This is a genomic window from Nocardioides eburneus (genome assembly GCF_040838215.1).
GTDB lineage: Bacteria > Actinomycetota > Actinomycetes > Propionibacteriales > Nocardioidaceae > Nocardioides > Nocardioides eburneus.
Genome location: NZ_JBFPJR010000011.1, coordinates 75,283 through 99,692 on the forward strand (window position 1 = coordinate 75,283; position 24,410 = coordinate 99,692).

Genomic DNA, 24,410 nt, shown 5'->3' on the forward strand with positions numbered 1-24,410 from the left:
CGTCAACCTCTCAGGAGCTTGCGAAGGTCGGTGCCGGGGTCGGCGAGGTGCTGGGGGTCGACGGCGATGCCGCGGTCGATCATCCGGCGGGCGGCACGCACGGCGTTGGAGTCGTCGACCGCCACAGCGCCCACGACCCGGTGGCCCTCGCCCTCGCGGCGGAGCGTGAAGACGGAGAACGGCGGCTCGCCGACGGTCCCGCGGACCACGACCCGGGTCGTCGCGTCGGGGTCGCGCATCTCGCCGACGCCCTCGACGTGCAGGTGGTAGCGGTCGGTCCAGAACCACGGCGTGGTCGGCGCGGGCGGGTCGAGGCCGAGAATGGTGGCGGCAGCCCGCTGGCCGTCGTGCTGCGCGGCCTCCCAGTGCTCGGTGCGGCGGTGGTCGCGCAGTCGCGCACAGTCGCCCACGGCGAGTACGTCGGGGTGGCTGGTGACCTGCCGCTCGTCGACGATGACCCCGCGGTCCGTGACCAGGCCGGCGGCGTGTGCGAGCTCGGTATCGGGCCGCATGCCCACCCCGAGGAGGACGATGTCGAACTCGCGGCTGTCGGCCTCACCCGTGAGCTGTGCCGCGACGCCGGTCGGTGTCTCCTGGAGCGACTCCAGCGTGGTCACCAGCGTCTCGACGCCGTGGGCGGGGTGGAGGCTCTGCAGCCAGGCGGCGACGTCACGCCCCACAGCCGCGGCGATCGGCGGGTCGAGTGGGTCGACGAGCACGACCTCGCAGCCGAGCTCGCGGGCGGTCGAGGCCGCCTCCGCGCCGATCAGGCCGGCGCCGACGACGAGCAGCCGGGCGCCGGGGACGAGCAGCTGCCGCAGAGCGTCGGCGTCCTCGGCCTCACGCAGCACGTGGACGCGCGGCGAGTCTCCGCCCGGGATCTGCGGGCGCACCGCCCGGCCACCGGTGGCGAGCACGATCTTGTCGGCAGTCACCACCCGGCCGTCGGCCAGCTCAACCTCGCCGAGCGCGGGACGGACCGCCACCGCGACCGAGTCGCCGACCAGGTCGATCCGCTGGTCGTCGTACCACTCAGGCTGCTGGAGCGCGACGGCCTTGAGGTCACGCGAGCCGGCGAGGTACTCCTTGCTCAGCGGCGGCCGGTCGTAGGGGAACTCCGCCTTCTCGACGAGGACGATCTCCCCGACATAGCCACCGCTGCGCAGCGCGGCGACGGTCGCGACCCCGGCGATCCCGCCGCCCACGACCACCACACGGTTCTTCACCCCACGACGACGCGCTTCGCTTGCCTCGTCGCGGAGACCCCGGTTCTCGGCCACGGCTACGGCTTCTCGCCCGGGAAGAGGTAGACCTCGCCGTCACGGACCTCGACCCGGTGCGGGACAGTATCGACGGTGGCGGGCAGACCCTGAACCTCACCGGTCTTGAGGCAGAACTTCGAGGAGTGCAGCGGGCACTCGACGTAGCCGTCCTCGACCCAGCCCTCGGCCAGCGAGGCGGTCTCGTGGGTGCAGGTGTTGTTGAGCGCCCAGCAGGTGCCTTCCTCGTCGCGGAGGATGGCGATGTCGTCCTCGGTGCCGGTCACGTCGCGGGAGATCTCGATCCCCTCGCCCTCGGGGATGTCGTCGAGGGCCGCGACCCGGATTCCAGTGCTCACTTGCTGTTCTCCTCGTGCCAGGCGGGGGTGTTCATGAGTTCGCGCCAGCGGGCGTAGAACGCGCGACCGGCGGCGTCGGAGTAGAGCTCCGAGGTCTTGCCCGGGTAGGTGCCGTCGTGCTCCTCCGAGCCCAGACCCATCTGGTAGTTCAGCGGGACGCCGTTGGTGATGAAGCCGTGCGAGATCGCCTGGACCTCGGACCAGTTCTCGCCGTCGTCCTGCTCGAAGATGCCGCTGGGACCGAAGGTGCGCAGGTTGTAGAGGCGCTGCGCCTCCTTGACCTCGTCGGGCCAGGACTTGTCGACGATCGTCCACGCCCAGACCTCCATCTTGTCCGGGCCCTTGGGATGCCAGATCCGGATGGAACCGTTGACCGGGAGATAGGAGAAGTTCGGGAAGACAGTGGCGTGACCATTGGTCAGCGGGCCCTCGACGCGCGCCTCGCCGAGCCGCTCGCGCAACGCTGCGTAGTCGACGTGCTGGTGGACGGTGCGGGCATCGAAGCGGTTCTTGGGGTGCACCGGGAAGCCGGCGCCGTGGCCGAGCTCGTTGGCGAACTGCCGCCCGCTGCGGTGGACGATCTCGTCCTTGGGGCCCTTGCCGGTCGGGCTCATCACCATCAACGCCGAGGCATGGGACATGTTGACGTGGTACCAGTCGGTGGCGAACTGCTCGGCAGAGAGCTTCCAGTTGCCCTCGAGCACCCACTTGTGGACGCCGCCGATGACCTCGGTGCCCTCCTCGTCGTGGTCGAGCATCGCGTCCATGTACCACGCCATGTCGCCGAGCGCCTCGACCAGCGGGACCGGCTCGGGATTCCAGGTGCCGAAGATCAGCCCCTGGTACGTCGCGATGTGCGGCACCTCGACCAGGCCCCAGTCGGCCATCGAGAAGCTCTCGGGGTATGCCGCCTGGTTCGGTGCCGAGACCAGCTGACCGTCCAGGTCGTAGGACCAGCCGTGGTAGGTGCAGGTGAAGTTGCGCGTCTGCCCGAAGTCGGCGCGGCACACGCGCGCACCGCGATGGCGACAGTTGTTGAGGAACGCCTTGATCTCGCGCTTCTTGTTCATCGTCACGATGACCGGGTCCTCGCCCATGTACGTCGTGAAGAAGTCGCCGGGCTTGTGGAACTGGTCCGCGTGAGCCAGGAAGAGCCAGCTCGGCGCGAAGAGGCGGCGCAGCTCCTGCTGATAGAGCGTGCCGTCGGTGAAGATCGCCCGGTCGACGTACCCGCCTTCGGCGTCGACGAGCCCGGAGACGTCGACCGGCCGGAAGAGCTCCGCCGGTCGCTGCAGGCTGCCGCTCGGGGCCCCGGTGGCGAGGCTGCGGCACGCATCTGTCGCTGTCATGCCGACGACTCTCACGGTCGTCTCCGGCGACCTCAACGCAACGTTCCGCGGAACGGCACGACCGCTGGCTGCGCGTGTCGGCAGCCGTGAGGGTCGGTGCCATGCTCGCTGCGACCGCTGTCTCACAAAGTGCCTCCGACCCGTTGTCAGGCCTGATGCTCGGCGACGTCCCCAAGCCCGAGGTGAGGCCCGGATGGTCGCTCGTCCGGGTGCTCGCCTCCTCCCTCAACATGCACGACGTGTGGACGCTGCGCGGTGTCGGCCACCCCGCCGACCAGCTGCCGCGGATCCTCGGCTGCGACGCGGCCGGGTACGACGAGGACGGCAATGCCGTGGTGGTCTACCCGATCATCGCGTCGGCCGACCGGGGTCGCGGTGACGAGACCATCGACCCGCAGCGAGCGCTCCTCTCCGAGCGTCACGACGGCGCCTTCGCGGAGTGGCTGACGGTGCCGACCCGCAACCTCGTCCCCAAGCCGGAAGGGCTCAGCTTCGATGAGGCGGCCTGCCTCCCGGTGGCGTGGGGCACGGCGTACCGCATGCTCTTCACCCAGGCCGCGATCAAGGCCGGTGACCGGGTGCTCGTGCAGGGCGCGGGTGGCGGCGTGGCCTCGGCGGCGATCAAGTTGGCGCTGGCCGCGGGTGCGGTCGTCTACGCCACCTCGCGGTCGGAGACGAAGCGGAAGCTCGCCGAGTCGTGGGGCGCGCGCACGGTCGAGTCCGGCGGCCGGCTCCCCGAGAAGGTCGACGTCGTCGTCGAGACCGTGGGCGAAGCGACCTGGTCGCACTCGCTCAAGTGCCTGCGGCCCGGCGGCACGCTCGTCGTCGCCGGTGCGACCTCGGGCTACAACCCGCCCGCCGACCTCGGCCGCGTCTTCTACCAACAGCAACGCATCCTCGGCTCGACCGGCTGCACCCGGACCGAGTTCGTCGACCTGCTGCGAATGATGACCTCGACCGGCGCACGCCCCGTCGTCGACCGCACCATGCCGCTCGCCGACATTCACCAGGGCTTCCAGCTGATGATCGACGGCGACCTGACCGGCAAGGTCGTCGTGAACCCTCCGAAGGAGACCGCATGACCGCCGCCGCGGTGGGCCTGTCCCACTCCCCCCTGATCGGCAAGAACGACCCCGCGCCGGAGGTGCTCGCTCGCGTCGAGGACGCGGTCGCGGGTGCGAAGGCGTTCGTCGAGGCGTTCGACCCGGGGTTGGTCGTGCTCTTCCACCCCGACCATTACAACGGCTTCTTCTACAAGGAGATGCCGCCGTTCTGCCTCGCCACCGCGGCGAATGCCGTCGGCGACTTCGAGTCACAGGCCGGGCCACTCTCGGTGCCGACCGACCTCGCCAACCGAGTGGCGCAGGGCGTGCTCGACCGCGGCGTCGACCTCACCGTGTCGGCGCGGATGACCGTCGACCACGGCGCCGTCCAGCCGCTCGAGGTCCTCTTCGGCGGCATCGACCGGGTGCCGGTCATCCCTGTCTACATCAACGGCGTGGCCACACCTCTCGGCCCGATGTCGCGGATCCGCGCACTCGGCGAGGCCATCGGCGCCGCCTGCGCGAAGCTCGACAAGCGCGTGCTGTTCCTCGGCTCCGGCGGCCTCTCCCACGACCCGCCGGTGCCGGTGCTGGAGGGCGCGCCCCCGCGGGTCGCGGAGGCGCTCATCGAGGGCATCCCGCCGACGCCCGAGCAGCGGGCGCGCGGCGAGCAGCGCGTGATCGACGCGGGCAAGGCCTACGCCGCCGGCGACACCACGATGATCCCGATCAACCCGACCTGGGACAACGCCCTGCTCGACATCCTGGCGAACGGCACGCTGTCGGACGTCGACGGCTGGACCGTCGAACAGATGAACGCCGAGGCCGGTCACTCCTCCCACGAGGTACGGACCTGGATCGCCGCGTTCTCGGCCCTCGCGGCCACCGGCGCCTACACGATGGACTCGCGCTTCTATGAGGCCATCCCGGAGTGGATCGCCGGCTTCGCCGTCGCCACCGCGTCGCAGGCGGGTGCCTGATGGACCCGCGCACGACCGCCGTGTTGCTGGTCCACCTCGAGGGCGACATCGTCACCGCCGAGGGCGCCTTCGGGCCGGTCTTCGCCGCACAGGTCGCCGAGCGCGACGTCCTCGGTGCGACGGCGCGCTTCCTGGAGTCCGTGCGGCCGCGCGGGGTCACGCCGGTCTTCCTGCGGATCGCCTTCACGCCGTCGTACGACGACCTGGTGGCCACCATCCCGCTGCTGGCCATGACCGAGCACGCCGGCGCACTGAAGGACGGCACGCCGGGAGCGGAGATCGTCGCCCACGTGGCGCCGCTCGACGGCGACGTCGTGGTCACCCATCAGCGGCCTGGCCCGTTCCACGGCTCCGTGCTTCAGGAGACGCTCGCCGCGCGCGGCATCACGACGGTGCTCGTCGGCGGTGTCGCGACCAATGCCTCAGTCGAGATGACGTTCCGCCAGGCCGCCGACCACGGCTATGAGACCGTGCTGGTCGAGGATCTCTGCTCCGCCGCCGACCAGGCCGCCCACGAGGCGTCGATCGGGTCGATGAGACTCTTCGGCCGGATCGCCTCCTCGGACGAGATCCTCGCGGAGCTGGCGGGCCCCTAGGCTCCGGTCATGGACTTCTTCACGGGTGACGAGCGGACGCTGCTCGGCGGGCTTCTCGACGTCCAACGCGGCCAGGTCGCGGCGCTCCTTGACGGCCTCTCCGAGGAGGAGGCGCGCGCCCGGCTGGTGCCCTCGCTGACCACCGTCGCGGGCCTGGTCAAGCACGCGATCTTCGTGGAGAAGGTGTGGTTCCACTCCCGGGTCGCCGGCGTCCCGCGCGCCGAGGTCGGGCTGCCCGACAGCATCGACGAGAGCTTCGTCCTGGCGCCGGACGACACGGTCGCCTCCCTGCGTGAGGGCTTCCTCACCGCATGCGCGCGGTCGCGAGACATCGCCGCCCAGCATGAGCTCGACGAGGAGTTCCCCTGGCACGAGGAGCCGGTGAGCCTGCGGTTCGTCTACGCGCACATGATCGCCGAGCTCGCCCGGCACGCCGGCCACGGCGACATCCTGGTCGAGCAGCTGCGGGCGCGCCGAGCGTAGAAGACGCAGCGGGTCAGCGGCCCGACCACACCGAGCCGGTCTCGGCGAACTCGTCGAGGCGGTAGGTCATGAGCCGCGCGCACAGCTCCTCCGGCAGCTCCCGGTCGTAGGGCAGCTTGATGAAGCCCTCGCCGGTCTCGTAGCCGGCCGCCTCGACCTCCTCGCGGTGGAGGCCGAACTGGTGGGTGGGGAACCGCAGCGAGCAGTGCTGTTTGAACGACTGCAGCATCCACAGCCGCACCCCGTCCTGAAGGTAGACCGGGGTGTTCCAGTGCAGCGTCTCGACCAGGTCGGGGGCCGCGGCGCGGCTCAACTCCCGGAGTCGCTCCAGGTGCGGGCGGGCGACCTCCGGGAGCTGGCGGTAGTAGTCATCGACATCCACGCGCTTCGGCATCGGCATGGCCCGAGCATAGAGAGCCGGGACGGCTTAGGGGCCCGTGCGCCTCCCCGGCCGAACCGTGTCCGTTCGGGTCAGCTGGCCTCGCAACACAGATCTACAAATCAGATCTAGGAAGATAGATCTGGACCGATATACAAGAATGCCGCACTCTGAGGTCCCCCTCACTGGGACCCCTTTGGTACTTTGGTACTTGAGCAGGAGGGCAGGGCCATGGCCACCGCTACTACGCCGATCAAAGTCGACGCCGCCACTGACGAGCTCGTGTCGCACGCAGCTCACTTCATGTCCCGTTCGAAGAAGGACATCGTTGACGCTGCCGTGCGGGAGTACATCGACGCCCACCGCGACGAGATCAACGCCGGGATCAAGGCTGCGCTCGGCCAGCTCAACGGCACTGACGCCGCTGCTGTATCGCTGATGACCGGCCTCAGCGCCGACGAGATCGACGACCTCGGCGGCTTACCGAAGTAACAGACGCATCGCCGTCCGCTGGAGCGTCGGACCTGGCCGCTAGATTCGCCACATGGTCTCGGAACCGATCTCGGTACCCCATCCGGCAACATCGTGTGCGATTGAGGAAGCGCACCGCGTGTGCTCGATGTTCGAACCGCAAGCATCCGGCGGCGCCGTTTGGTGGCGCGGCCGATTCAACGTGGCTGGAGATCATTACACAATCGGCAGGCCCCGCGGAGAGTTCCCCGACGCGCCGCAGCCAGGTCTTTTCCTGGGACGTGGCGGGCTCCTCGTCATCACGGGGCTCAATACGACCGCGGTTGAGCTAGAGGTTCGCTGCCGCATCACTGAAGCACACGACACCGGGTTCGATGCGATCGCCGAGGTTCCCCAGCGTGGCTGGCGATTACGAGCGGAGTACGAAGACGTCGCCGAACGGTCGCCGCGCCCGCTACTAGGTCGGGGCCAGTGGGGCATCGCGCTCCAGCGCACCGATCCGGACTTCCGAAGCCGTATCGAGCAGCATTCGCTCACCCTCTATCCCCTCGACGACCAGGCGCTGGACTTCGCCCAACGCCGCCGCCCCTACGCCCCGTCGGTGGCGCCGACGGGGCGTGACGTATGGGACGACGACTGGTACCCGAAGCCCGGGCGCTATGTGGTCGGTGTGCGCAGAGCTAGCGACGCCACGCTCGCAGATGCCGAGCAGATCGTTCACGAGCGAGAGGCAGAGTGGTGGCTGACCGTGAAGCGCGGCCGCTGGTCCCCAACGGGCGAGAAGTGGGCGATACGACGCAAGTGGACGCTACGCGATGGTGACGAACTCGTCGTCGCCGACAGCGCAGGGAGTGTCCCAGACGGGATGCGGTGCCCCATCGCCAAGGGACCTGCCGCAGTTCGACTTCTGACGCAGCGCCCCGATGTCGGCGACTTCGTCAACGACCAATGGGTTTCCCCAGACACAGATGGTATCCGGCTTGACGTGTTGCTCGACGGCCCCTGACGCCGATCTCCCTTCGCTGTCATAAGCCCCATTATGAAAAGCCTGCGTCGGCCCCCTTGAAGCCAGCGACGGTGGCGACACCGGCATCGTCGTCGCCCGCACGGACCCTATGCGGGAAGAACGACAACACCACCGCTCCACAGGTTTTCACCTCCTCTCGGGAGACCGCTCATGACAACCACGCCCGACGCCGTGAACGAGCACGAGTCCAACGTCCGCATGCCCACCGCGCGCTGCCTGACGGAGCCGAACGTCGGAAAGATCAGCGCCTGGGACGCCATCGCACTCCGCGACCGCTGGCGGGAAGAAGGCGGCATCAAGCCCACGTTCCGTTGCCTGTGCTGTGACGCGTGGGTCCACCCGCGCCGCAACAGTCGTACGGAGACAAAGCAAGGCGGCGAGCCGTTCTTCGCTCGCAACGCCAGCCCGCAGACCGGTCCGCGCAACGCCCACGCGCCGTCCTGCGGATTCGCTCTCAGCCACCGTGTGCGCGAGATCCAGAAGGAGAGTGGCGGCGCGCTCACGAGCCGATTCGAAGACGGCCAGGTTGTCTACCGCCTGTCACTCCCCAAGACATTCGCCCCTTCGGACTCGGACCACGGTGGTGCTGGACCCAGCCCATCGGATCAGGAGTTCACCTTGGAGATCAGCAAGGTGCTCAACACGGCGATCAAGATCACCCAGATGTTGGCAGAGTTCGAACGAGCCGGGGCGACTGTTGAAGCAGACTTCCGCGCGACCTGCGACGGTAAAGACGTTGCCTGGCTCGACTTCATGTACACGCCCGGCCGCATCATCACGCTCGCCCGACGAATCGAGAACAACGGACCTTTGACACACCCAGTCGCAGTTGTCGTCAACCCCGCCAAGAACCCCGAGCGCCACTTCAACACGGGGAGATGGAGGACCTTCGCCTGGATCAAGCGGCCTGCTGCTGACGAGGGACGGCGCAACTTGTTCATGTACGCGCCTGACCCAGACTGGCTGCCCAAGAAGGGGCCTCGCGGCCACGTCGGGTACGGAATGTGGTACCTCCGGCCAGCCCGACCCTACGAAGATCACGACCCGCTCTGCCTCGACCTGCCCGACCAGGATTGCTCTGCGCCGCTTCCCGTGGGGATGACGCCGAGCGTTCTGGATGCATGGGCTGGCGGTGCGGTTCTTCGTTCGGCCCGGGTGACGCCGGAAGACCAACTCGAAGAAAGCCCGTGAACTGAGGCACTCCCGCTACTTCTTGGACCCAGACGTTAGTCCGTGGCGGAACTCCACCAGGCGCCCATCCTTCTTGTGTCCGCGCAGCCAGAGTATGATGTCAGTATGAGCGCGAAGGTTCGCAAGACACTCACCCTCGACCCGGACGTCGTCGAGACCTTCGGCGACGACACCAGTGCGCTGTCGGCAACCGTGAACACAGTGCTGCGTGACGAGATGGAACGCCGTTCGCGTCGAGCTGCCCTTGCAGCGCTTGTCGCCTCTCTCGATGCCGAGTACGGCGAGCCCGACCCCGTCGAGGTCGACCGCTTCAAGCGCGCGCTCGGATGAGCGCCCTCATCCTCGACTCAGAGGCCTTCTCTCAACTCGCTAGATCCCGTTTTTCGGGGCACGCGCCCGGAGCCGTTCATGCTGCCCTGTCGGCAGCCGCCGAGAGCGGTGCCGACGTCATCGTGCCCGCAGCCGTGCTCGCTGAGCAGTATCGCGGCGGTCGCTACGACCAGATCGTCGACTCCTGCCTCGGCCGCCACACCGGCATCGGAGTCGCCGACACGACTCGGATCCTGGCTCGTACGATCGGCAACCTCCTCGCCCGAGCAGGCCGCGGCTCTGCCGACCATGTCGATGCCTCGGTCGTCGCGGCCGCGCTCGCTGCGGGAGGCGGCGTCATCGCCACCGGCGACCCGGACGACCTGAACGGCCTCGCGGCCGACCTCCCCGGAGTCAGGATCGAGCCGCTGTGATGTCAGTCCGTCTGCCCAACCGAAACCGCATCTGCGGCAAGAACCTTCCTGGGATCGAGCCGCTCTCCGAGCGTCCGGTCGTCTCAGCACCATATTTGGCGTAGAAACTCTCAGCGCCGGGATCGGCATCGAGCACCAAGGACCGGAAGCCGTGCTCTACCGCCATCTCCAACGCGTTGGTCAGCAGTTCGTGTCCCAATCCCGCGCCGATCAGATCATGGTCGACGAAGAGCGCGGAGAGCTGACCTTCTGGGGGTGAGCCGGCGAGCATGTAGAAGCCACCGATGCGGCCGCCTGTCATCGCGACGACCACGTACCCGGACTCGCACTCTTGAGGCGACACCGTCAACTCCGCACGACAGGCCTCAAGAAACTCGGCCGAGTAACCCCAGTGCCCCTTCGACCGCAGCGCCAGCGCCGAAAGCTCGCTGGCTTCCTGCGGACGAGCAGGACGAATATCGGCAGCGCCAACACGCTCGAGTCGTCGCATTGCTACTTCTTCGCACCAGACGTTGCTCCATGGCGGAACTCCACCACGTCCGATTCCTCAGCCATTCTCGGACCAGGGGTCGACGACGGCCACGCCCATCGGCTCGAAGTCGGCTACGTTGCGCGTCACGACCGTCAGATCATGGACCACCGCCGTCGCAGCGATGAGCGCATCGCGCTCGGGCCGAGGATTGGGTACATGGAGTCGTGCCGCTTGACGCGCCACCGGCACATCGATGGACAGCACCCGGCCCGCGAACACCTTGAGCACGTCATCCTCCAGCCACGTCCGTAGCCGGCCAGCCTGGGTTTGATCGCGTCTGCTCAACCGGCCAATGCCGACCTCGATCTCCAGAACTGTTATCGCAGACAGATGCAGGTCAGACGGAGCACGGGACGACACCCATGCCCGGACCGCCGGCGTGGCCCGGCGTTCCGGTTTTCGCAACTCACTGATCACATTGGTGTCGAGCAGATAACTCACAGTTCGGGGACCTTCAGGTCCACCTGGATGGGCTCGAACTCGATGTCGAAGTCATCGTTCATGCTCAGCCGGTCAACCAGGTCGGCGCCCTTCTCACCCAACCGGCGATACTCTTCGACCGAGAGCAGCACGTAGGCTGGCTCGCCTCGATCAGTGATCACGACAGGACCTGATGCAGCCTTTCGCTTGGCTGCGCTGACATCACGGTTGAACTCACGAGCCGTCATCGTCACCATCGCGACCACCCCTAATGTAGGTACGTACCTACGTTAACGTGGCGCGGCTCGGCGTACAACCGCCTCGATCCTCCTTGCCGCTTACGTCGATGGTGGCGCGATTCCACCAGGTATCACTGGTGTTGCTGCTCATGACGGTGTCCACTCACCCGCGCCGACAACCATCAACTTCTGCGGATCGGGGAACGGAACGAACCCGGCCTTCGCATACACCTGATGCGCGTCCACGGTGGAGAGCATGAAGCGCTTGAGTCCGAGCGGACGGACCGCGTCGACGATCACCTGGGATAGCGCTGTCCCGAGGCCCCGGCCGCGTGCCACGCGCGCAAGGTAGACGTCACACAGCCACCCGAATGTCACACCGTCCGTCACTACCCGCGCGTAGCCGACCTGCTCACCCTCCGGGTCGTAGACGCCGAAGTTCACCGAGGCATCAGCCGCCCGCGAAACGGCTTCAAGCGAACGACCGATTGCCCAGAAGGCATCCGTCGACAGCCACTCGTGCACCCGAGCGAGATCAAGCCGCGCGCGGGCGGTGTCCACGACGAACCCGTCATGAAGATCGACTCGAACGCTGAGCCCCTGCACACCGCCGTCCACGCTCGCCATACCGCTACTTCTTACCGCCAGAGGTTGCTCCGTGGCGGAACTCTACGACGTCGCCGTCCTGCATGACGTAGTCCTTGCCCTCCATGCGGACCTTGCCGAGCTCACGCGCCTTCGCGACGGTGCCGGCGGCCATGAGGTCGTCGTAGGAGACGATCTCGGCCTTGATGAAGCCCTTCTGGAAGTCGGTGTGGATCACGCCGGCGGCCTCGGGGGCGGTAGCGCCCTTCTTGATCTCCCACGCGTGGACCTCCTTGGGTCCGGCGGTGAGGTAGGTCTGCAGGCCGAGGGTGTCGAAGCCGACGCGAGCAAGCACGTCGAGGCCGGGCTCGTCGACGCCGGCCTCAGCGAGGAACTCCCGGGCCTCGTCCTCGTCGAGCTCGACGAGCTCGGACTCGAACTTCGCATCGAGGAAGATCGCTTCGGCAGGGGCGACGAGCTCGCGCATCTTCGCCTTGAGGGACTCATCGGCGAGCTCATCGGAGTCGCAGTTGAAGACGTAGATGTAGGGCTTGGCGGTGAGCAGCATGAGCTCGCGGAGCCCGTCCCGGTCGATCTGCGTTGCGATGATCGGAGTGCCCTCCTCGAGGGCCGCCTTCGCGGCGACGGCGGCGTCGAGCACCGGCGCGAGGTCCTTGTTCTTCCGGGACTCCTTCTCCAGTCGCGGGATCGCCTTCTCGACGGTCTCGAGGTCGGCGAGGATCAGCTCGGTCTGGATGGTGGAGATGTCGTTGCCGGGATCGACCTTGCCGTCGACGTGGGTGACGTCCTCGTCGCGGAAGACGCGGGTCACCTGGCAGATCGCGTCGGACTCGCGGATGTGGGCGAGGAACTTGTTGCCGAGCCCCTCCCCCTGCGACGCGCCGCGCACGATGCCGGCGATGTCGACGAACTGCACCGTGGCCGGCACCAGCTTCTGCGAGCCGTAGATCTTCGCCAGCTCGGCCAGACGCGGGTCGGGCACGCCGACGACGCCGACGTTGGGCTCGATCGTCGCGAACGGGTAGTTCGCCGCGAGGACGTCGTTCTTGGTCAGCGCGTTGAAGAGCGTCGACTTGCCTGCGTTGGGGAGTCCGACGATGCCGATGGTGAGAGCCACGACCGGCGAGTCTACGGGCGTACGCCGCCGGCGGCCGAAACGCGGGACGCTACTCGAAGCGCTGCTCGGTGACGGTGCGCTCCTCCGCGTCGGCGGTGTCCCCGTGGTGCTCGGTCTCGCGGGTGACGACCACCTTCCGACGTACGCGCGCCCGCCAGCAGAACGCCAGGCCGCCGAGCATGAGGATCACGCCGAAGACGTGGGTGTGGAGCCACGGCGAGTCGATCTTCAGCGCGAAGGCGAAGACCGCGCCGAGGATGATCAGGATGATGCCGGGGGCCATGGTGGCTCCGGTGCCCAGCGGCACGCCCGGGCTAACGACCCGCCGGAAGCGCCGGACGTGGTCACGGCGCCGGCCAGATGACCTTCCCGGCCCGGTCGACGACCGTGGCGGCATACGAGCCGTCGAAGTCGGCGACGGCCTGGGCGGGGGTGACCTTCTGGTCGGCGTAGGTCGTCATCAGGCCGGCCAGCTTGCGCACGTTGGCGAGGTCGACGCTCCCCCACCGGCCGGGGACGGGGTTGTCCTGGCCGAGCTCGACCTCGGTGTTCCACACCGCGGTCTCGTGCTGCTCGTCGAACTGCTCCTTGCCCTCGTAGGCGCCGACGAAGCCGACGCACTCCTTCACGTGGGCCGGTTGCGCACAGTACTGATAGGCCTTGAAGGCCGCCCGCAGGAAGTCCTCGACGACGGTGCGGTGATCCTTCGCGAACGTGGGGTTCGTGGCGAGGGTGACGATCGAGCCCGGGACGCCGAAGTCGGCCGGCTGCCACACCTTCGGCTCATAGCCCTGGGCCATGAGGAGGTTGGGCTCGTTGGAGGCGAACCCCGTGAGCGCGTCGACCTGGCCGCGGGACAGCACGGACGGGTCGTAGCCGACCTTGACGAGCCGCAGGCTCTTCCAGTCCACGCCGGCCTTGATGAGCATCGACTGGACGGGGAGCGGGACCGAGCCCTTGTCTCCGACGGTCTTGCCGTCGAGCTGCGTCAGGTCGGTGACCGAGGACGGGGTCAGGAGGACGTCGAGCCCCGCGTCGGCGTACGACGCCAGCCCGGTCACCTTCGCGCCGGTGAGGTTGGCGCTGATGACGTCCTGCTCCGCGAGCCCGGTGAACTGCACCTTCCCGGCGGCGAGCAGCTTGGCGTTCTGCGGGGTGTCACCGGAACCGGGCTGGACGTCGACCCGGAGGCAGACGTCGTTGAAGTAGCCCAGCTTCTCCGCCGCGAGGACCTCCAGGATCGATGCGGAGGCCTGGTAGAAGTAGCTGGTCAGGTAGGTGATCGGGCCGGCCTTCCGGTTCTCCGCGCAGCGCTGCGTCGAGACCGCCGAGCCCGTCTTTCCTGCCTGCGACGACGTGTGGTCGTCGCTGCCGCACGCGGCCAGGCCGGCGAGCAGCAGCGTCACGGCGGCCACCAGAGCGGTCGCGCGCAGGCGGGGGCGCAGCGGGGCGCGGGCGGTCATGCGATCTCCTCGGTTCAGCGGGACTGGTGCGAATCGTGCCAGTGCAGCACCCGCCTCTGCACAACGGTGATCGCCAGCAGCAGCACCGCGCCCATCACCGCGAGCACGAGGATGGCGGCCCAGACGAGGTCGAGGTTGTTGCGCCCCGACGCGACCTGGATGGTGGTGCCCAGCCCGTCCGCGGAGCCGGCGGCGTTGAGCTCGGCGACCACCGCGCCGATCACCGAGAGCGGCAGCACGATCTGGAGCGAGGCGAACACGTAGGGCATCGCACCCGGGATCCGCAGGTGGCGCAGCATCTCCCAGCGCGACGCGTGGATCGACCGGTAGACCTGCAGCACCGGAGCCGGCACGGAGCGCAGCCCGACGGCGGTGTTGATGAGGATCGGGAAGAAGCAGATCAGCGCGGTCACCACCAGCTTCGGCACCATGCCGAAGCCGAACGCCACGACGAGCGCCGGCGCGATCGCCACCAGCGGCGTCACGTTGAGGACCACGGCCACCGGCATGATCGCGCGGCGCGCGAGCGCCAGCTCGCTGACCGCCACCGCGATCACGAACGCGCAGACGAACGCGATCCCGAGCCCGAGCAGCGCCTCGCGCAGCGTCACCCAGGCGTTGTGGAGGAAGAAGCCCGGGTCGCCGGCGAGCTCGCTGCCCACATCGGAGAGCGGCGGCAGGAGGTAGGGCCACCGGTGCGCCCCCAGGCGCCACAGCAGCCCCAGGACGACGAGCATGACGGCGAACGGTGCCCAGTACGCCGGGTGCAGGACCCGCAGCCGGCGGCGCAGCAGCCGGCGTCGTACGACCGAGGGCGAGGGGTACGACGTCGCCGGCGGCAAGGCGGCCGACTGGTTCACGGGCAGCTGGTCGGGCAACGGGTTCACGCGGGTTCCCGTCCGTGCTCGAACGCGCCGCGGAGCAGATCGCGCACCTTCAGCTCGTAGGCGTGGAACTCGGCCGAGGTGAGCAGCTCCTGGGTGCGCGGGCGCGGGAGATCGATGTCGACGACCTCGACGATCCGGCCGGGCTTGGGCGCCATGACGACCACCTTGTCGGAGAGCCGGACGGCCTCGCTGATCGAGTGGGTGACGAAGAGGACGGTCGCCTCCAGCTCGCCCCACAGGTCGAGCAGCAGTTCCTGCAGGGCCTCACGCGTGAACTCGTCGAGCGCGGAGAACGGCTCGTCGAGCAGCAGGACCTCCGGCCGGAGCGCCAGCGCGCGGACGATCGCGGTGCGCTGTCGCATCCCGCCGGAGAGCTGCGACGGGAGCTGGTGCATGACGTCGCCGAGGCCGGCCTTGCGCAGCAGCTCCTCGGTCTCCGCGCGGTCGGCACCCCGGCGCGCGGCGCGACGGTTGAGCCTGGTCGGCAGGGTGACGTTGCGCAGCACGGACAGCCACGGCAGCAGCGCCGGCACCTGCGGCACGAAGCCGAGCAGCTTCGCCTCCGCCGCCTGCGTGGGGGTGCGACCACCGAGCGAGATCACCCCTCCGTCCGGCGCCTCGAGGCCGGCGACCAGGCGCAGCAGCGTCGACTTGCCGCAGCCGCTCGGCCCGATGATGCTCACGAACTGCCCCGGCGCGACCGACAGGTGGACGTCGTGCAGCGCCAGCAGGTGGCCCAGGTCAGGCAGCTCGTAGACGCGTCGGGCGCCGTCGAGCTCGATCGCGCACGCCACCTCCTCCGGCCCGCTCTGCTGCGCTGGCGCTCCAGATCGCACGGCCACCGCCTCAGGCCTCGAGCCGGCGGAACGACCGGCGGTGGTAGAGCAGCGGCTCGTGGCGCACCGGCGTGACGACCCTAGGCGTCGCGAGCAGCAGCACATGGTCGCCGAGGACGACCCGCTCGGTCACCTCCCCCACCAGCGTGACCATGGTGTCCGCCAGCACGGGCGCGGCGTCCAGGCCCTGCTCCAGGCACGGGTCGAGGGCGAGCTCGGCGAACTTCTCCGCGCCACGCGTCGCGAAGCGGCCGGCGACCTCCGCCTGGTGCTCCCCGAGGAAGTTGAAGGCCACGGTGCGGGCGCGGCAGAACGCGTCGTACGACGCCGCCGAGTCGGCCAGCAACACCCCGACCAGGGGCGGGTCCATCGAGACGCTGGTGAAGCTCGTCGCGGTGAACCCGACCGGCACGCCGTCGACCGTCGCGGTCACGACGACCACCGAGGCGGCCAGCGCCGCCAACGCCTCCCGCAGCTCGGGGATGTCGGCCGAGTCGTCGAGGCCCGAGGCATGGAGCCCCGAGGTGGTGACGCGGCGCGGGGCGGGGTCGGTCGGCGTGTCGTTCACGGTGTCGTCAACGCTGTCAGCCACGAAGTCCATCCAAGCGGGTCGAGATTTCGATGCGGTCACGGGTCCGGTACCCCGCGGCGGCCGCCGGGTCCGTGCGGGCCCGGGACCCCCTACTAGTCTGCGCGGGTGCGCATCGCCACCTGGAACGTCAACTCCCTCCGCTCCCGCATCACCCGCGTCGAGGCGTTCCTCGAGCGCCATGACGTCGATGTGCTCGCGGTCCAGGAGACGAAGGCGAAGATCGACCAGCTGCCCCTGATGGGCCTGCAGTCGATGGGGTACGACGTCGCCGCGGCGGGCATCAGCCAGTGGAACGGTGTCGCGATCATCTCCCGGGTCGGGCTCGACGACGTCCGGGTGGGCTTCCCCGGCATGCCCGGCTGGGGCGACGCCCAGGAGCAGGAGGCCCGCGCCGTCGGGGCCCTGTGCGGCGCGAAGGACGGGCGCGGCGGCGTACGCATCTGGTCGCTCTACGTGCCGAACGGCCGCAAGCCCGGCGACCCGCACTACGTCTACAAGCTCGACTGGCTGGCCCGTCTGCGCGAGGCCGCGCAGGCGTGGAGGGACGAGGACACCGCGCTCGTCGGCGACTGGAACGTCGCGCCGTTCGACGAGGACGTCTTCGACATGGCGCAGTTCAAGAACTCCACCCACGTCACACCGGCCGAGCGTGCCGCCTTCCACGCGTTCGTCGAGGACGGGTACGCCGACGTCGTCCGCCCCTTCGCGCCGGGGCCCGAGGTCTATACGTACTGGGATTACTTCCGGAACCGCTACGAACGCAACCGCGGCCTGCGGATCGACTTCGTCCTCGGCTCGCCGTCGTTGGCTCAGCGTGTCACCGGAGCGTTCATCGACCGCGAGGAGCGCGCCGGGACCGGCGCCTCCGACCACGCCCCCGTGGTCGTCGACCTCGCCGACGGCTAGGGCATTGCGCGACGGCGCCGGGAACTGTCGGTGGCCCCTGCCAGGCTGAGGACATGGAGATCCTCACCCTGGTCCTCGGCCTGCTGATCGGGCTGGCGCTCGGCGCGCTGGTCGGTGTGCTCTGGAGCCGTGCGCGCCGCGTGGACACGGTCGCCGCGGGCATGGTCGACCAGGCGGAGGTGATGCAGGGCCTCGACCGGCTCAGCGACCAGATGCACCACCTCGACCGTGCGCGGGCCCAGTGGCAGGGACAGTTCGACACCCAGGTCGAGCAGTTGCGGTTCGAGACCCGCTCCCTCTCGACGGCGCTCCGCAAGCCGCAGGTCCGCGGCCGGTGGGGCGAGCTCCACCTCCGCCGGGCCGTCGAGCTCGCCGGGCTCGTCGACCGCTGTGACTTCACCGAGCAGGTGCGGCTCGACGACGGCGCGCAGCGGCCTGACCTCGTCGTCCACCTCGCCGGCGGCAAGGAGATCGTCGTCGACGCGAAGGTGCCGCTCGACGCCCATCTCGACGCCGTCGCCGCCGAGACCGCCGACGACGCCGACGCCCGGCGGAGCCATCTCCTGCGCCATGCCCGCCAACTGCGGGCCCATGTCGACCAGCTCGGCGCCAAGGCCTACTGGAAGGCGCTGCCCGAGACGCCCGAGTTCGTGGTGCTCTTCGTGCCGGCCGAGTCCTTCCTCGCCGCCGCGCTGGAGAGCGACCCGACGCTGATCGAGTACGCCGCGGAGCGCCGCGTCGTGCTGGCGACGCCGACCACGCTCATCGCGCTGCTGCGGACGGTGGCGCACGGCTGGTCCCACGAGGCCCTGGCCGACCGCGCCCGCGAGATCCACCGCCTGGGCCGCGACCTCCACCAGCGCCTCGCCACCCTCTCGGGCCACCTCGACGGCGTGGGCCGGTCGCTCAACGCCGCGGTGACGAAGTTCAACCAGGCGGTCGGCTCGCTCGACGCCCGCGTCCTCGTCTCCGCCCGCCGCTTCGCCGAGCTGGGCGTCACCGACGACGACCTTCCCGCGCCGCGATCGGTCGGTCTGCGGGCCGTCGAGCGGCTCTCCGCGGTGGGCGAGGAGCCGTCCGACCCGGTCGCGACCTTCGGCGCGCCGCCGCACGCCGACGATTCCTCCGCTCTACCGTGAGCGCAGGAGGACGAGGACGGTGAGGCCTGCTATGACCCACGCCCGGACCATCTGGGAAGAAGGACGCGAGCCCGGTCGCCGGGTGGTCGCGCTCGGTGTCGCGCTCGCCCTGACCGTGGCGGCGCTCGACCTGGAGCTGACCGGCCGGATGAGCCTGCTCTTCGACCTGGTCTTCATCGCGCTCAGCGTCATCGTGGCGCTGCTGGTGCACCCGCGGGACTTCTTCGCGATCGGCGTGCTGCCGCCGCTGCTCATGGTCGGCGTCTTCCTGCTGCTCGCCCTCACCCGGCCCGAGACGATCGCCAACCACGGCGACGGCGTGGTGCAGGCGGTCGTCAGCGGGCTGGGCCATCACAGCATCAGCCTGTTCGTGGGCTACGCGCTCTGTCTCGGCTCTCTGGCGATGCGGCGCCATGTGCTCGCCCAGCGGGCCGAGGCCGCCGCTTCTCGCGAGGCGCACGACCCTCGCAACGCCGACGAGTCACTCGTTCCGGCCGAGTAGTCCGCGCTGACCAGCGACGGATCGGCCGGTCAGCCCAGGAAGCGCGACGGGTCTCCGGCCCCCTCGCGGACGACGACCGGCTCGTCGCCGGACCAGTCGATGACCGTGGTGGGCTCGGCGGGCGTCTCCCCGGCCTCGATGACGATGTCGATCTGGTGGTCGAGCTCCTCCTTGACGTTCCAGCCGAAGGTCTGCGGCGCCTCCTCCCCCGGCAGGATCAGCGTGGAGGAGAGGATGGGCTCACCGAGCTCCTCGAGGAGCGCGCGTACGACGACGTGGTCGGGGATCCGGACGCCGACTGTGCGCTTCTTGGGATGCAGCAACCGGCGCGGCACCTCCGGCGTGGCCGGCAGGATGAACGTGTAGGGGCCGGGCGTGGTGGCTCGGATCGCGCGGAACGCACTGTTGTCCACGTGGACCAGCTGGCCCAGCTGGCTGAAGTCCTTGCAGACCAGGGTGAAGTGGTGCCGGTCGTCGAGACCGCGGATGCGCAGGATCCGGTCGCGGCCGTCTCGGTTGCCGATGCGGGAGCCGAGGGCATAGCCGGAGTCGGTGGGATAGGCGATCAGCGCGTCGTCGTCGCGCAGCGCGTCGACCACCTGACGGATGAGTCGAGGCTGGGGGTTGTCGGGATGGACGTCGAGATAACGGGCCATCGTCGGCTCAGGCGCCGGTCGAGCCCGCCGCGGCCGCGGCCTTGAGGTCGCGACGCAGCTCCTTGGGCAGGGCGAAGATCAGCGACTCCTCGGCGCTGCGCACGACGCGGGGGTCGGGATAGCCCTTCTCCGCGAGGAGCGCGAGCACTCCGTCGACCAGCTTCTCGGGCACGCTCGCCCCGGAGGTCACCGCCACGCTGCGCACGCCCTCGAGCCAGCCGTCCTGGAGCTCGCCGGCGTCGTCGATGCGGTGGGCGGCCTTCGCTCCGGCCTCCTTCGCGACCTCGACCAGCCGGACCGAGTTGGAGGAGTTGCCCGACCCGACGACCAGGACCAGGTCCGTGCCGGTGGCGATCTCCTTGACCGCCTGCTGGCGGTTCTGGGTGGCATAGCAGATGTCGTCGCTCGGCGGGTCGAGCAGCTCGGGGAAGCGCCGGCGCAGCGCCGCCACGGTCTCGAGGGTCTCGTCGACCGACAGCGTCGTCTGGGAGAGCCACGCGACCCGCGACGGGTCCCGGACGACGATCCGGTCGACGTCGTCGGGCCCCTCGACCAGCTGGATGCGGCCGGGGGCCTCACCCATCGTGCCCTCGACCTCCTCGTGGCCGGCGTGGCCGATGAGGAGGATGTCGTAGTCGTCGCCCGCGAAGCGCTTGGCCTCGTGGTGGACCTTGGTCACGAGCGGACAGGTCGCGTCGATCGTCTTGAGCTCGCGCTCCGCGGCCGCGGCATGGACCGCCGGCGAGACGCCGTGGGCGGAGAAGACGACGGTGGCGCCGGCCGGCACCTCGTCGAGCTCCTCGACGAAGATCGCGCCGCGCTCGCGGAGGTCGTCGACGACGTGCTTGTTGTGGACGATCTCCTTGCGGACATAGATGGGAGCGCCGTACAGGTCGAGCGCCTGCTCCACGGTGACGACGGCACGGTCCACACCGGCGCAGTAGCCGCGCGGAGACGCGAGCAGGACGGCCTTCTCGGTCTCGGAGAGGACACGCGGCGTACCGAGGTCTGTGCTCATGGCCCCGAGTCTACGGTCCACCGAGTCGGCGCAAACGGTCGGCCGAGTCGGCGTCCATCTACGCCGACTCGGCCGGTGGGCAGGGAGCGAGTCGGCGCAGATGGTCGGCTGTCGGTGGCGGTCAGTAGGGTCACCGACATGCCCTTGGAGACCTCCCCCGAGTCGCCGGCCCCGGTCCGGCAGATCGCGAACGCGATCGCGAGCTGGATCGACCGGCTCGGTGCGGTGTGGGTCGAGGGCCAGGTCGCCCAGGTCAGCCGCCGCCCAGGGCTCAACACCGTGTTCCTCACCCTCCGTGACGCCGTCGCCGACCTGTCCGTTCCGGTCACGTGCAGCCGGGTGCTCTTCGACGGTCTCAACCCGCCCCTCGTCGAGGGCGCGAGCGTGGTCATCCACGCCAAGCCGTCCTACTACGCCACCCGCGGCACCCTCTCGCTCTACGCCCGTGACATCCGGATGGTCGGCCTCGGTGAGCTCCTCGCCCGGCTCGAGCGTCGCCGCCAACTGCTCGCGGCCGAGGGACTCTTCGCCGCCGAACTCAAGCGGCGACCCCCGTTCCTGCCGACGAAGGTCGGCCTGGTGACCGCGCCGCGGTCGGCCGCCGAGCGCGACGTGCTGGAGAACGCCCGGCGCCGCTGGCCCGCGGTCCGCTTCGAGATCGCGTACGCCGCCATGCAGGGGCCCCGCAGCGCGACCGAGGTCGTCGAGGGGCTGCAGCGCCTCGACCGCGACCCCGAGGTCGACGTGATCGTGATCGCCCGCGGTGGCGGCTCGGTCGAGGACCTCCTGCCGTTCTCCGACGAGCACCTCCTCCGTGCGGTCCACGCGGCGCGCACCCCCGTCGTGTCCGCGATCGGCCACGAGCCGGACAGTCCGCTGCTCGACCTCGTCGCCGACGTCCGGGCCTCCACCCCCACCGACGCCGCCAAGCTGGTCGTCCCCGACGTGGTCGAGGAGCTCCGCCTGGTCGTGACCGCTCGTGACCGGATGCGCGCGGGCCTGCGCTCGTGGCTCCACCGCGAGCAGACGGGGCTCGACGCGCTCCGCTCCCGCCCCGCGCTGGCCGATCCTCGGTCGCTGCTCGATGCCCGCGACGACGAGGTGACCGCCCTGCGCGAGCGCGCTCGCCGCTGCCTCTCCCACCAGCTCGACCGCGCGGCCGACGACATCGGCCACCACCGTGCCCGGGCCCGGGCGCTCTCGCCGCTGCAGACCCTCCGGCGGGGGTACGCCGTGGTGCAGGATGCCGACGGCCACGTGCTGAGCAGCGTCGCCGGCGTCGACGCCGACCGGGCGATCACGGTCCGACTCGCCGACGGCCGCCTCCACGCGGTCACGACCGGCGCCATCCCCGACTCCACCAGCGACCCCGAGGAGCCCACCGATGAGTGACGAGACGCCGTCCTACGAGCAGGCCCGCGAGGAGCTGGTCGAGGTCGTCCGCCGGCTCGAGGCGGGAGGAACGACGCTCGAGGAGTCCCTGGCGCTCTGGGAGCGGGGCGAGAAGCTCGCGACGGTGTGCCAGCAGTGGCTCGACGGTGCCCGTCAGCGGCTCGACGCGGCCATCGACGGCTCCCCGGACGACGCCGCCGCCGACGAGGGCTGAGTCGGGTCGGTGGCCGCCCCGCTCAGCGCAGCGGCTTGGTGGTCAGCAGCCCGAGGAAGGCCCGCACGTCGGCGTCCTTCGGGCCCCACACGATGAGCGTCGAGCCGCCGACCTTCCGCGAGTAGCCGTGGTCGCCGCCCGCGTCGCTCCACGGCGTCCAGGAGTCGCCGACCGCGGTGTCGATGGTCACCGGCTTGCCGGCCTTCGGGTTGGCGTCGATGTTCTTCTTCGCGAGCGAACGCGGCGTGCCCGGGCCGAGCTCGAGGCCGACGTAGCTGCTCTCCCCCTTGGCGAAGTTCATCGTCCAGACGGGGTGCTTGCCCGGCTGGAAGCCGGGCTCGGTGTTGGCGTACCAGCCCGTCGGGAGGGTGCGCGGGTAGACGACGCGGATCTTCACCCCGGTGTCGCCCTGGGCGCTCTGCACGGTGCGGACCGTGCCGACCCAGTCGGCGCCCTGGCTGAGGCCGAGCTCGTCGTTGGCCTGGTCGCGGCGAGCGTCGCCCCACCAGTGCGTGACCAGGACGAGGGGGACGACGACCACGACCAGCACGATCATCGAGCCGATCAGGCCCCCGAAGGTGCGTGGGTACCGCCGACTGCCCTGCTCGCTCACGCCCTCCATCGTCCCATCCCGACCCCACTGCCGGAGAATGGGGCCCGTGCCGCTGCCCGCCCCCGCCCAGGACGCCGTCGGCGTGGTGGCGCTCGTCGCGCTCCTGGTGACGGCCCATCGCCATCCTCGGCCGCGCACGGAGGCCGTCGTGAGCATGCTGGCCGCCGCGGTGGCGCTCCTCGCCGGTCCGCTCGACGCCGGCCGTGCGTGGGACGCGATCCGCCCGCTGCTGCCGGTCGTCGGCTTCCTGGTCGCCATCCTGGTCGTCGCCGAGGTGTGCGCGCGCGCCGGCGTCTTCACGGCTGCGGCCCGCGTCGTCGCCCGGCTCAGCCTCCGCGCGCACGCGGACGGGGACGAGGTGACCCCGAGGCCACAGCTGTTGTTGCTCGGTGTCCTCGTCGTGGCCGTCCTGGTCACGACGCTGCTCAGTCTCGACGCGACCGTCGTCCTGCTGACGCCCGTCGTGCTCACCGCGACGGGCGGGCTCGGCCTGTCCCCGCGCCCGGCGGCCTACGCCTGCCTGCGGATGGCGAACTCCGGCTCGCTGCTCCTGCCGGTCGCCAACCTGACCAACCTGCTCGCGATGCCGCACCTCCCGTTCGGCTTCGGCGGCTTCGCCGCCCGGATGGCGGTGCCGCTCGCCGTCACCCTCCTGGTCGAGTACGCCGGCCTGCGACTGCTCTTCCGGGCCGAGCTGCGCGTTCCGGCGGCCGAGCGGGCGGAATCCGCAGCCACGTCGGCGGCGCCGGCGCTGCCGAGTGCGCCGCGCATGCGGTCGCTGCTCGTCCCGATCGTCACGGTCGCGCTGATGCTGACGGCGTTCGCCGTCCTCTCCCCGGTCGGCGTGGAGCCGTGCTGGCCCGCGGCGGTCGCTGCCGTCGTACTCCTGGCGTGGGGGCGGCGTCGCCGGCTGCTCGCCGTCCGGGACGCGGTCCATGCGGCCCATCCGAGCTTCGTCCTCTTCGTCCTCGCCCTGGGGCTCGTCGTCGCGGCGCTCGCGGGCGGCTTCCTCGGCGAGGTGGCGCAGGCCCTGCTCCCCGGCGGGACGGGCTTCGCCGACCTGCTCCTCATCGCGCTGGTCGCGACCGTGGCCGCGGCGCTGCTCACGAACCTCTCCGCGACGCTGCTGCTGGTGCCGCTGCTCGCGTCGCACGGCGCGACCGCCGTCCTCGCCGCGCTGCTCGGTCTCGGCATCGGCGCGGGTCTCACCTGGACCGGCAGCCTGGCCAACCTGCTGTGGCGGCGGACGCTGGTCCGGCAGGGGGTCCGCCCCGCGCAGCTGTCCTTCCACCGGGTCTCGCTCACGCTCACCCCGGTGTCGCTGGTCGTGGCGACCGCCGCGCTGGCCCTGGTGACCTGAGCCGCCCGGCCACCCGCCGGCCACGCAGGTGCGGAGAC

32 protein-coding genes are annotated in these 24,410 nt (G+C 70.1%); 15 read left to right on the forward strand and 17 right to left on the reverse strand.

The features are described from left to right. Window positions 1-2: 2 nt before the first annotated feature. The 3 genes from AB3X52_RS08300 to AB3X52_RS08310 are packed head-to-tail and all read right to left on the reverse strand — an operon-like array spanning window position 3 to window position 2,967. Window positions 3-1,280, reverse strand: a complete 1,278-nt coding sequence (locus AB3X52_RS08300; protein ID WP_367993171.1) for an NAD(P)/FAD-dependent oxidoreductase — start codon at window positions 1,278-1,280, stop codon at window positions 3-5. Window positions 1,281-1,282: 2 nt separating this feature from the next. Next, a complete protein-coding gene (locus AB3X52_RS08305) occupies window positions 1,283-1,618 on the reverse strand; it encodes a non-heme iron oxygenase ferredoxin subunit (RefSeq protein ID WP_367993173.1) in 336 nt (111 codons plus the stop codon). Further along, window positions 1,615-2,967 carry an aromatic ring-hydroxylating dioxygenase subunit alpha gene (locus AB3X52_RS08310; protein WP_367993175.1) on the reverse strand — a complete coding sequence of 451 codons (1,353 nt, stop codon included), beginning with the start codon at window positions 2,965-2,967 and terminating at the stop codon, window positions 1,615-1,617. Before AB3X52_RS08310 ends, AB3X52_RS08305 begins: the two co-directional genes overlap by 4 nt. 101 nt (window positions 2,968-3,068) lie before the next feature. Here AB3X52_RS08310 and AB3X52_RS08315 point away from each other — a divergent pair, with 101 nt between their 5' ends. From AB3X52_RS08315 to AB3X52_RS08330, 4 genes are read left to right on the forward strand one after another with little or no spacing between them, the layout of a single operon-like run. Further along, window positions 3,069-4,049: a zinc-binding dehydrogenase gene (locus tag AB3X52_RS08315; RefSeq protein ID WP_367993177.1), complete on the forward strand. Its 981-nt coding sequence runs from the start codon at window positions 3,069-3,071 to the stop codon at window positions 4,047-4,049. Beyond that, window positions 4,046-4,990 carry a 3-carboxyethylcatechol 2,3-dioxygenase gene (locus tag AB3X52_RS08320; RefSeq protein ID WP_367993179.1) on the forward strand — a complete coding sequence of 315 codons (945 nt, stop codon included), beginning with the start codon at window positions 4,046-4,048 and terminating at the stop codon, window positions 4,988-4,990. Before AB3X52_RS08315 ends, AB3X52_RS08320 begins: the two co-directional genes overlap by 4 nt. Further along, complete coding sequence (locus AB3X52_RS08325; RefSeq protein WP_367993181.1) at window positions 4,990-5,586, forward strand: cysteine hydrolase family protein; 597 nt, start codon at window positions 4,990-4,992, stop codon at window positions 5,584-5,586. The genes AB3X52_RS08320 and AB3X52_RS08325 overlap by 1 nt, the downstream gene beginning before the upstream one ends. A 9-nt stretch (window positions 5,587-5,595) precedes the next feature. After that, entirely contained in the window at window positions 5,596-6,069 is a 474-nt protein-coding gene (locus AB3X52_RS08330; RefSeq protein ID WP_367993183.1) for a DinB family protein, read from the forward strand. A 13-nt stretch (window positions 6,070-6,082) separates the two neighbouring features. On the opposite strand, the gene AB3X52_RS08335 is transcribed toward AB3X52_RS08330, so the two are convergent. Next, the gene (locus AB3X52_RS08335; protein WP_367993185.1) at window positions 6,083-6,469 is read right to left on the reverse strand and encodes an iron chaperone; all 387 of its coding nucleotides are present in this window, start codon (window positions 6,467-6,469) and stop codon (window positions 6,083-6,085) included. A gap of 210 nt (window positions 6,470-6,679) precedes the next feature. On the opposite strand from AB3X52_RS08335, the gene AB3X52_RS08340 reads away from it, so the two are divergent. The 5 genes from AB3X52_RS08340 (at window position 6,680) to AB3X52_RS08360 (ending at window position 9,880) form a co-directional block, all read left to right on the forward strand. Beyond that, the gene (locus tag AB3X52_RS08340; RefSeq protein ID WP_367993187.1) at window positions 6,680-6,940 is read left to right on the forward strand and encodes a hypothetical protein; all 261 of its coding nucleotides are present in this window, start codon (window positions 6,680-6,682) and stop codon (window positions 6,938-6,940) included. A 52-nt stretch (window positions 6,941-6,992) separates the two neighbouring features. Beyond that, entirely contained in the window at window positions 6,993-7,925 is a 933-nt protein-coding gene (locus AB3X52_RS08345) for a hypothetical protein (RefSeq protein WP_367993189.1), read from the forward strand. A 171-nt stretch (window positions 7,926-8,096) separates the two neighbouring features. Next, the gene (locus AB3X52_RS08350) at window positions 8,097-9,137 is read left to right on the forward strand and encodes a hypothetical protein (protein WP_367993191.1); all 1,041 of its coding nucleotides are present in this window, start codon (window positions 8,097-8,099) and stop codon (window positions 9,135-9,137) included. Between the two features lie 105 nt (window positions 9,138-9,242). After that, window positions 9,243-9,467: a hypothetical protein gene (locus tag AB3X52_RS08355; RefSeq protein WP_367993193.1), complete on the forward strand. Its 225-nt coding sequence runs from the start codon at window positions 9,243-9,245 to the stop codon at window positions 9,465-9,467. Window positions 9,468-9,601: 134 nt separating this feature from the next. Then, the gene (locus tag AB3X52_RS08360; RefSeq protein WP_367993195.1) at window positions 9,602-9,880 is read left to right on the forward strand and encodes a hypothetical protein; all 279 of its coding nucleotides are present in this window, start codon (window positions 9,602-9,604) and stop codon (window positions 9,878-9,880) included. On the opposite strand, the gene AB3X52_RS08365 is transcribed toward AB3X52_RS08360, so the two are convergent. The 10 genes from AB3X52_RS08365 to AB3X52_RS08410 all read right to left on the reverse strand — a co-directional run bounded on the left by AB3X52_RS08365 (window position 9,861) and on the right by AB3X52_RS08410 (window position 16,572). Then, the gene (locus tag AB3X52_RS08365) at window positions 9,861-10,370 is read right to left on the reverse strand and encodes a GNAT family N-acetyltransferase (protein WP_367993197.1); all 510 of its coding nucleotides are present in this window, start codon (window positions 10,368-10,370) and stop codon (window positions 9,861-9,863) included. The genes AB3X52_RS08360 and AB3X52_RS08365 overlap by 20 nt on opposite strands. Before the next feature lie 57 nt (window positions 10,371-10,427). Further along, window positions 10,428-10,853 carry a type II toxin-antitoxin system VapC family toxin gene (locus AB3X52_RS08370; protein ID WP_367993199.1) on the reverse strand — a complete coding sequence of 142 codons (426 nt, stop codon included), beginning with the start codon at window positions 10,851-10,853 and terminating at the stop codon, window positions 10,428-10,430. Continuing rightward, window positions 10,850-11,089: a type II toxin-antitoxin system Phd/YefM family antitoxin gene (locus tag AB3X52_RS08375; RefSeq protein ID WP_367993201.1), complete on the reverse strand. Its 240-nt coding sequence runs from the start codon at window positions 11,087-11,089 to the stop codon at window positions 10,850-10,852. The genes AB3X52_RS08370 and AB3X52_RS08375 overlap by 4 nt, the downstream gene beginning before the upstream one ends. Before the next feature lie 129 nt (window positions 11,090-11,218). Then, the gene (locus AB3X52_RS08380; RefSeq protein WP_367993203.1) at window positions 11,219-11,698 is read right to left on the reverse strand and encodes a GNAT family N-acetyltransferase; all 480 of its coding nucleotides are present in this window, start codon (window positions 11,696-11,698) and stop codon (window positions 11,219-11,221) included. A gap of 4 nt (window positions 11,699-11,702) precedes the next feature. Beyond that, entirely contained in the window at window positions 11,703-12,794 is a 1,092-nt protein-coding gene (gene ychF / locus AB3X52_RS08385; RefSeq protein ID WP_367993205.1) for a redox-regulated ATPase YchF, read from the reverse strand. 49 nt (window positions 12,795-12,843) lie between these two features. Next, entirely contained in the window at window positions 12,844-13,077 is a 234-nt protein-coding gene (locus tag AB3X52_RS08390) for a hypothetical protein (protein WP_367993207.1), read from the reverse strand. A gap of 61 nt (window positions 13,078-13,138) precedes the next feature. Then, the gene (locus AB3X52_RS08395; RefSeq protein WP_367993209.1) at window positions 13,139-14,257 is read right to left on the reverse strand and encodes an ABC transporter substrate-binding protein; all 1,119 of its coding nucleotides are present in this window, start codon (window positions 14,255-14,257) and stop codon (window positions 13,139-13,141) included. A gap of 14 nt (window positions 14,258-14,271) precedes the next feature. Further along, entirely contained in the window at window positions 14,272-15,144 is an 873-nt protein-coding gene (locus AB3X52_RS08400; protein ID WP_367993210.1) for an ABC transporter permease, read from the reverse strand. Beyond that, entirely contained in the window at window positions 15,141-15,980 is an 840-nt protein-coding gene (locus tag AB3X52_RS08405) for an ABC transporter ATP-binding protein (RefSeq protein ID WP_367993212.1), read from the reverse strand. The genes AB3X52_RS08400 and AB3X52_RS08405 overlap by 4 nt, the downstream gene beginning before the upstream one ends. A 10-nt stretch (window positions 15,981-15,990) precedes the next feature. Beyond that, entirely contained in the window at window positions 15,991-16,572 is a 582-nt protein-coding gene (locus tag AB3X52_RS08410) for a flavin reductase family protein (protein ID WP_367993213.1), read from the reverse strand. A gap of 105 nt (window positions 16,573-16,677) precedes the next feature. Between AB3X52_RS08410 and AB3X52_RS08415 the strand changes: the two genes are divergently transcribed. From AB3X52_RS08415 to AB3X52_RS08425, 3 genes are read left to right on the forward strand one after another with little or no spacing between them, the layout of a single operon-like run. Then, on the forward strand, window positions 16,678-17,478 hold the full coding sequence (locus AB3X52_RS08415; RefSeq protein WP_367993215.1) for an exodeoxyribonuclease III: 801 nt from the start codon (window positions 16,678-16,680) through the stop codon (window positions 17,476-17,478). Between the two features lie 53 nt (window positions 17,479-17,531). Next, a complete protein-coding gene (locus AB3X52_RS08420; RefSeq protein WP_367993217.1) occupies window positions 17,532-18,617 on the forward strand; it encodes a DNA recombination protein RmuC in 1,086 nt (361 codons plus the stop codon). 31 nt (window positions 18,618-18,648) lie between these two features. Then, window positions 18,649-19,119, forward strand: coding sequence for a DUF6542 domain-containing protein (locus AB3X52_RS08425; RefSeq protein WP_367993219.1), 471 nt, complete (start codon window positions 18,649-18,651; stop codon window positions 19,117-19,119). 29 nt (window positions 19,120-19,148) lie between these two features. On the opposite strand, the gene AB3X52_RS08430 is transcribed toward AB3X52_RS08425, so the two are convergent. Together AB3X52_RS08430 and AB3X52_RS08435 are read right to left on the reverse strand one after the other, a co-directional pair. Next, the gene (locus AB3X52_RS08430) at window positions 19,149-19,775 is read right to left on the reverse strand and encodes an L-threonylcarbamoyladenylate synthase (RefSeq protein ID WP_367993221.1); all 627 of its coding nucleotides are present in this window, start codon (window positions 19,773-19,775) and stop codon (window positions 19,149-19,151) included. Window positions 19,776-19,782: 7 nt separating this feature from the next. Then, on the reverse strand, window positions 19,783-20,793 hold the full coding sequence (locus AB3X52_RS08435; RefSeq protein WP_367993223.1) for a 4-hydroxy-3-methylbut-2-enyl diphosphate reductase: 1,011 nt from the start codon (window positions 20,791-20,793) through the stop codon (window positions 19,783-19,785). 138 nt (window positions 20,794-20,931) lie between these two features. Between AB3X52_RS08435 and xseA the strand changes: the two genes are divergently transcribed. Beyond that, window positions 20,932-22,185 (forward strand): exodeoxyribonuclease VII large subunit, encoded by a 1,254-nt coding sequence (gene xseA, locus AB3X52_RS08440; RefSeq protein WP_367993225.1) that lies wholly within the window; start codon window positions 20,932-20,934, stop codon window positions 22,183-22,185. Further along, window positions 22,178-22,399, forward strand: a complete 222-nt coding sequence (locus AB3X52_RS08445; RefSeq protein ID WP_367993227.1) for an exodeoxyribonuclease VII small subunit — start codon at window positions 22,178-22,180, stop codon at window positions 22,397-22,399. Before xseA ends, AB3X52_RS08445 begins: the two co-directional genes overlap by 8 nt. Before the next feature lie 22 nt (window positions 22,400-22,421). On the opposite strand, the gene AB3X52_RS08450 is transcribed toward AB3X52_RS08445, so the two are convergent. Further along, window positions 22,422-23,012 carry a DUF4245 family protein gene (locus AB3X52_RS08450; protein WP_367993229.1) on the reverse strand — a complete coding sequence of 197 codons (591 nt, stop codon included), beginning with the start codon at window positions 23,010-23,012 and terminating at the stop codon, window positions 22,422-22,424. Window positions 23,013-23,058: 46 nt separating this feature from the next. On the opposite strand from AB3X52_RS08450, the gene AB3X52_RS08455 reads away from it, so the two are divergent. Then, on the forward strand, window positions 23,059-24,372 hold the full coding sequence (locus AB3X52_RS08455; RefSeq protein WP_367993231.1) for an SLC13 family permease: 1,314 nt from the start codon (window positions 23,059-23,061) through the stop codon (window positions 24,370-24,372). The last annotated feature ends 38 nt before the right edge of the window (window positions 24,373-24,410 follow it).

What these genes read in the sequence shown, in the direction of transcription:
- AB3X52_RS08380 (WP_367993203.1), bottom strand. Translation starts at nt 11,698, where the DNA reads ATGGCGAGCGTGGACGGCGGTGTGCAGGGGCTCAGCGTTCGAGTCGAT.
- AB3X52_RS08330 (WP_367993183.1), top strand. Translation starts at nt 5,596, where the DNA reads ATGGACTTCTTCACGGGTGACGAGCGGACGCTGCTCGGCGGGCTTCTC.
- AB3X52_RS08350 (WP_367993191.1), top strand. Translation starts at nt 8,097, where the DNA reads ATGACAACCACGCCCGACGCCGTGAACGAGCACGAGTCCAACGTCCGC.
- AB3X52_RS08315 (WP_367993177.1), top strand. Translation starts at nt 3,069, where the DNA reads ATGCTCGCTGCGACCGCTGTCTCACAAAGTGCCTCCGACCCGTTGTCA.
- AB3X52_RS08320 (WP_367993179.1), top strand. Translation starts at nt 4,046, where the DNA reads ATGACCGCCGCCGCGGTGGGCCTGTCCCACTCCCCCCTGATCGGCAAG.
- AB3X52_RS08335 (WP_367993185.1), bottom strand. Translation starts at nt 6,469, where the DNA reads ATGCCGATGCCGAAGCGCGTGGATGTCGATGACTACTACCGCCAGCTC.
- AB3X52_RS08420 (WP_367993217.1), top strand. Translation starts at nt 17,532, where the DNA reads ATGGAGATCCTCACCCTGGTCCTCGGCCTGCTGATCGGGCTGGCGCTC.
- AB3X52_RS08395 (WP_367993209.1), bottom strand. Translation starts at nt 14,257, where the DNA reads ATGACCGCCCGCGCCCCGCTGCGCCCCCGCCTGCGCGCGACCGCTCTG.
- AB3X52_RS08365 (WP_367993197.1), bottom strand. Translation starts at nt 10,370, where the DNA reads ATGCGACGACTCGAGCGTGTTGGCGCTGCCGATATTCGTCCTGCTCGT.
- xseA (WP_367993225.1), top strand. Translation starts at nt 20,932, where the DNA reads ATGCCCTTGGAGACCTCCCCCGAGTCGCCGGCCCCGGTCCGGCAGATC.
- AB3X52_RS08445 (WP_367993227.1), top strand. Translation starts at nt 22,178, where the DNA reads ATGAGTGACGAGACGCCGTCCTACGAGCAGGCCCGCGAGGAGCTGGTC.
- AB3X52_RS08325 (WP_367993181.1), top strand. Translation starts at nt 4,990, where the DNA reads ATGGACCCGCGCACGACCGCCGTGTTGCTGGTCCACCTCGAGGGCGAC.
- AB3X52_RS08390 (WP_367993207.1), bottom strand. Translation starts at nt 13,077, where the DNA reads ATGGCCCCCGGCATCATCCTGATCATCCTCGGCGCGGTCTTCGCCTTC.
- AB3X52_RS08435 (WP_367993223.1), bottom strand. Translation starts at nt 20,793, where the DNA reads ATGAGCACAGACCTCGGTACGCCGCGTGTCCTCTCCGAGACCGAGAAG.
- AB3X52_RS08375 (WP_367993201.1), bottom strand. Translation starts at nt 11,089, where the DNA reads ATGGTGACGATGACGGCTCGTGAGTTCAACCGTGATGTCAGCGCAGCC.
- AB3X52_RS08430 (WP_367993221.1), bottom strand. Translation starts at nt 19,775, where the DNA reads ATGGCCCGTTATCTCGACGTCCATCCCGACAACCCCCAGCCTCGACTC.
- AB3X52_RS08310 (WP_367993175.1), bottom strand. Translation starts at nt 2,967, where the DNA reads ATGACAGCGACAGATGCGTGCCGCAGCCTCGCCACCGGGGCCCCGAGC.
- AB3X52_RS08340 (WP_367993187.1), top strand. Translation starts at nt 6,680, where the DNA reads ATGGCCACCGCTACTACGCCGATCAAAGTCGACGCCGCCACTGACGAG.
- AB3X52_RS08345 (WP_367993189.1), top strand. Translation starts at nt 6,993, where the DNA reads ATGGTCTCGGAACCGATCTCGGTACCCCATCCGGCAACATCGTGTGCG.
- AB3X52_RS08425 (WP_367993219.1), top strand. Translation starts at nt 18,649, where the DNA reads ATGACCCACGCCCGGACCATCTGGGAAGAAGGACGCGAGCCCGGTCGC.
- AB3X52_RS08355 (WP_367993193.1), top strand. Translation starts at nt 9,243, where the DNA reads ATGAGCGCGAAGGTTCGCAAGACACTCACCCTCGACCCGGACGTCGTC.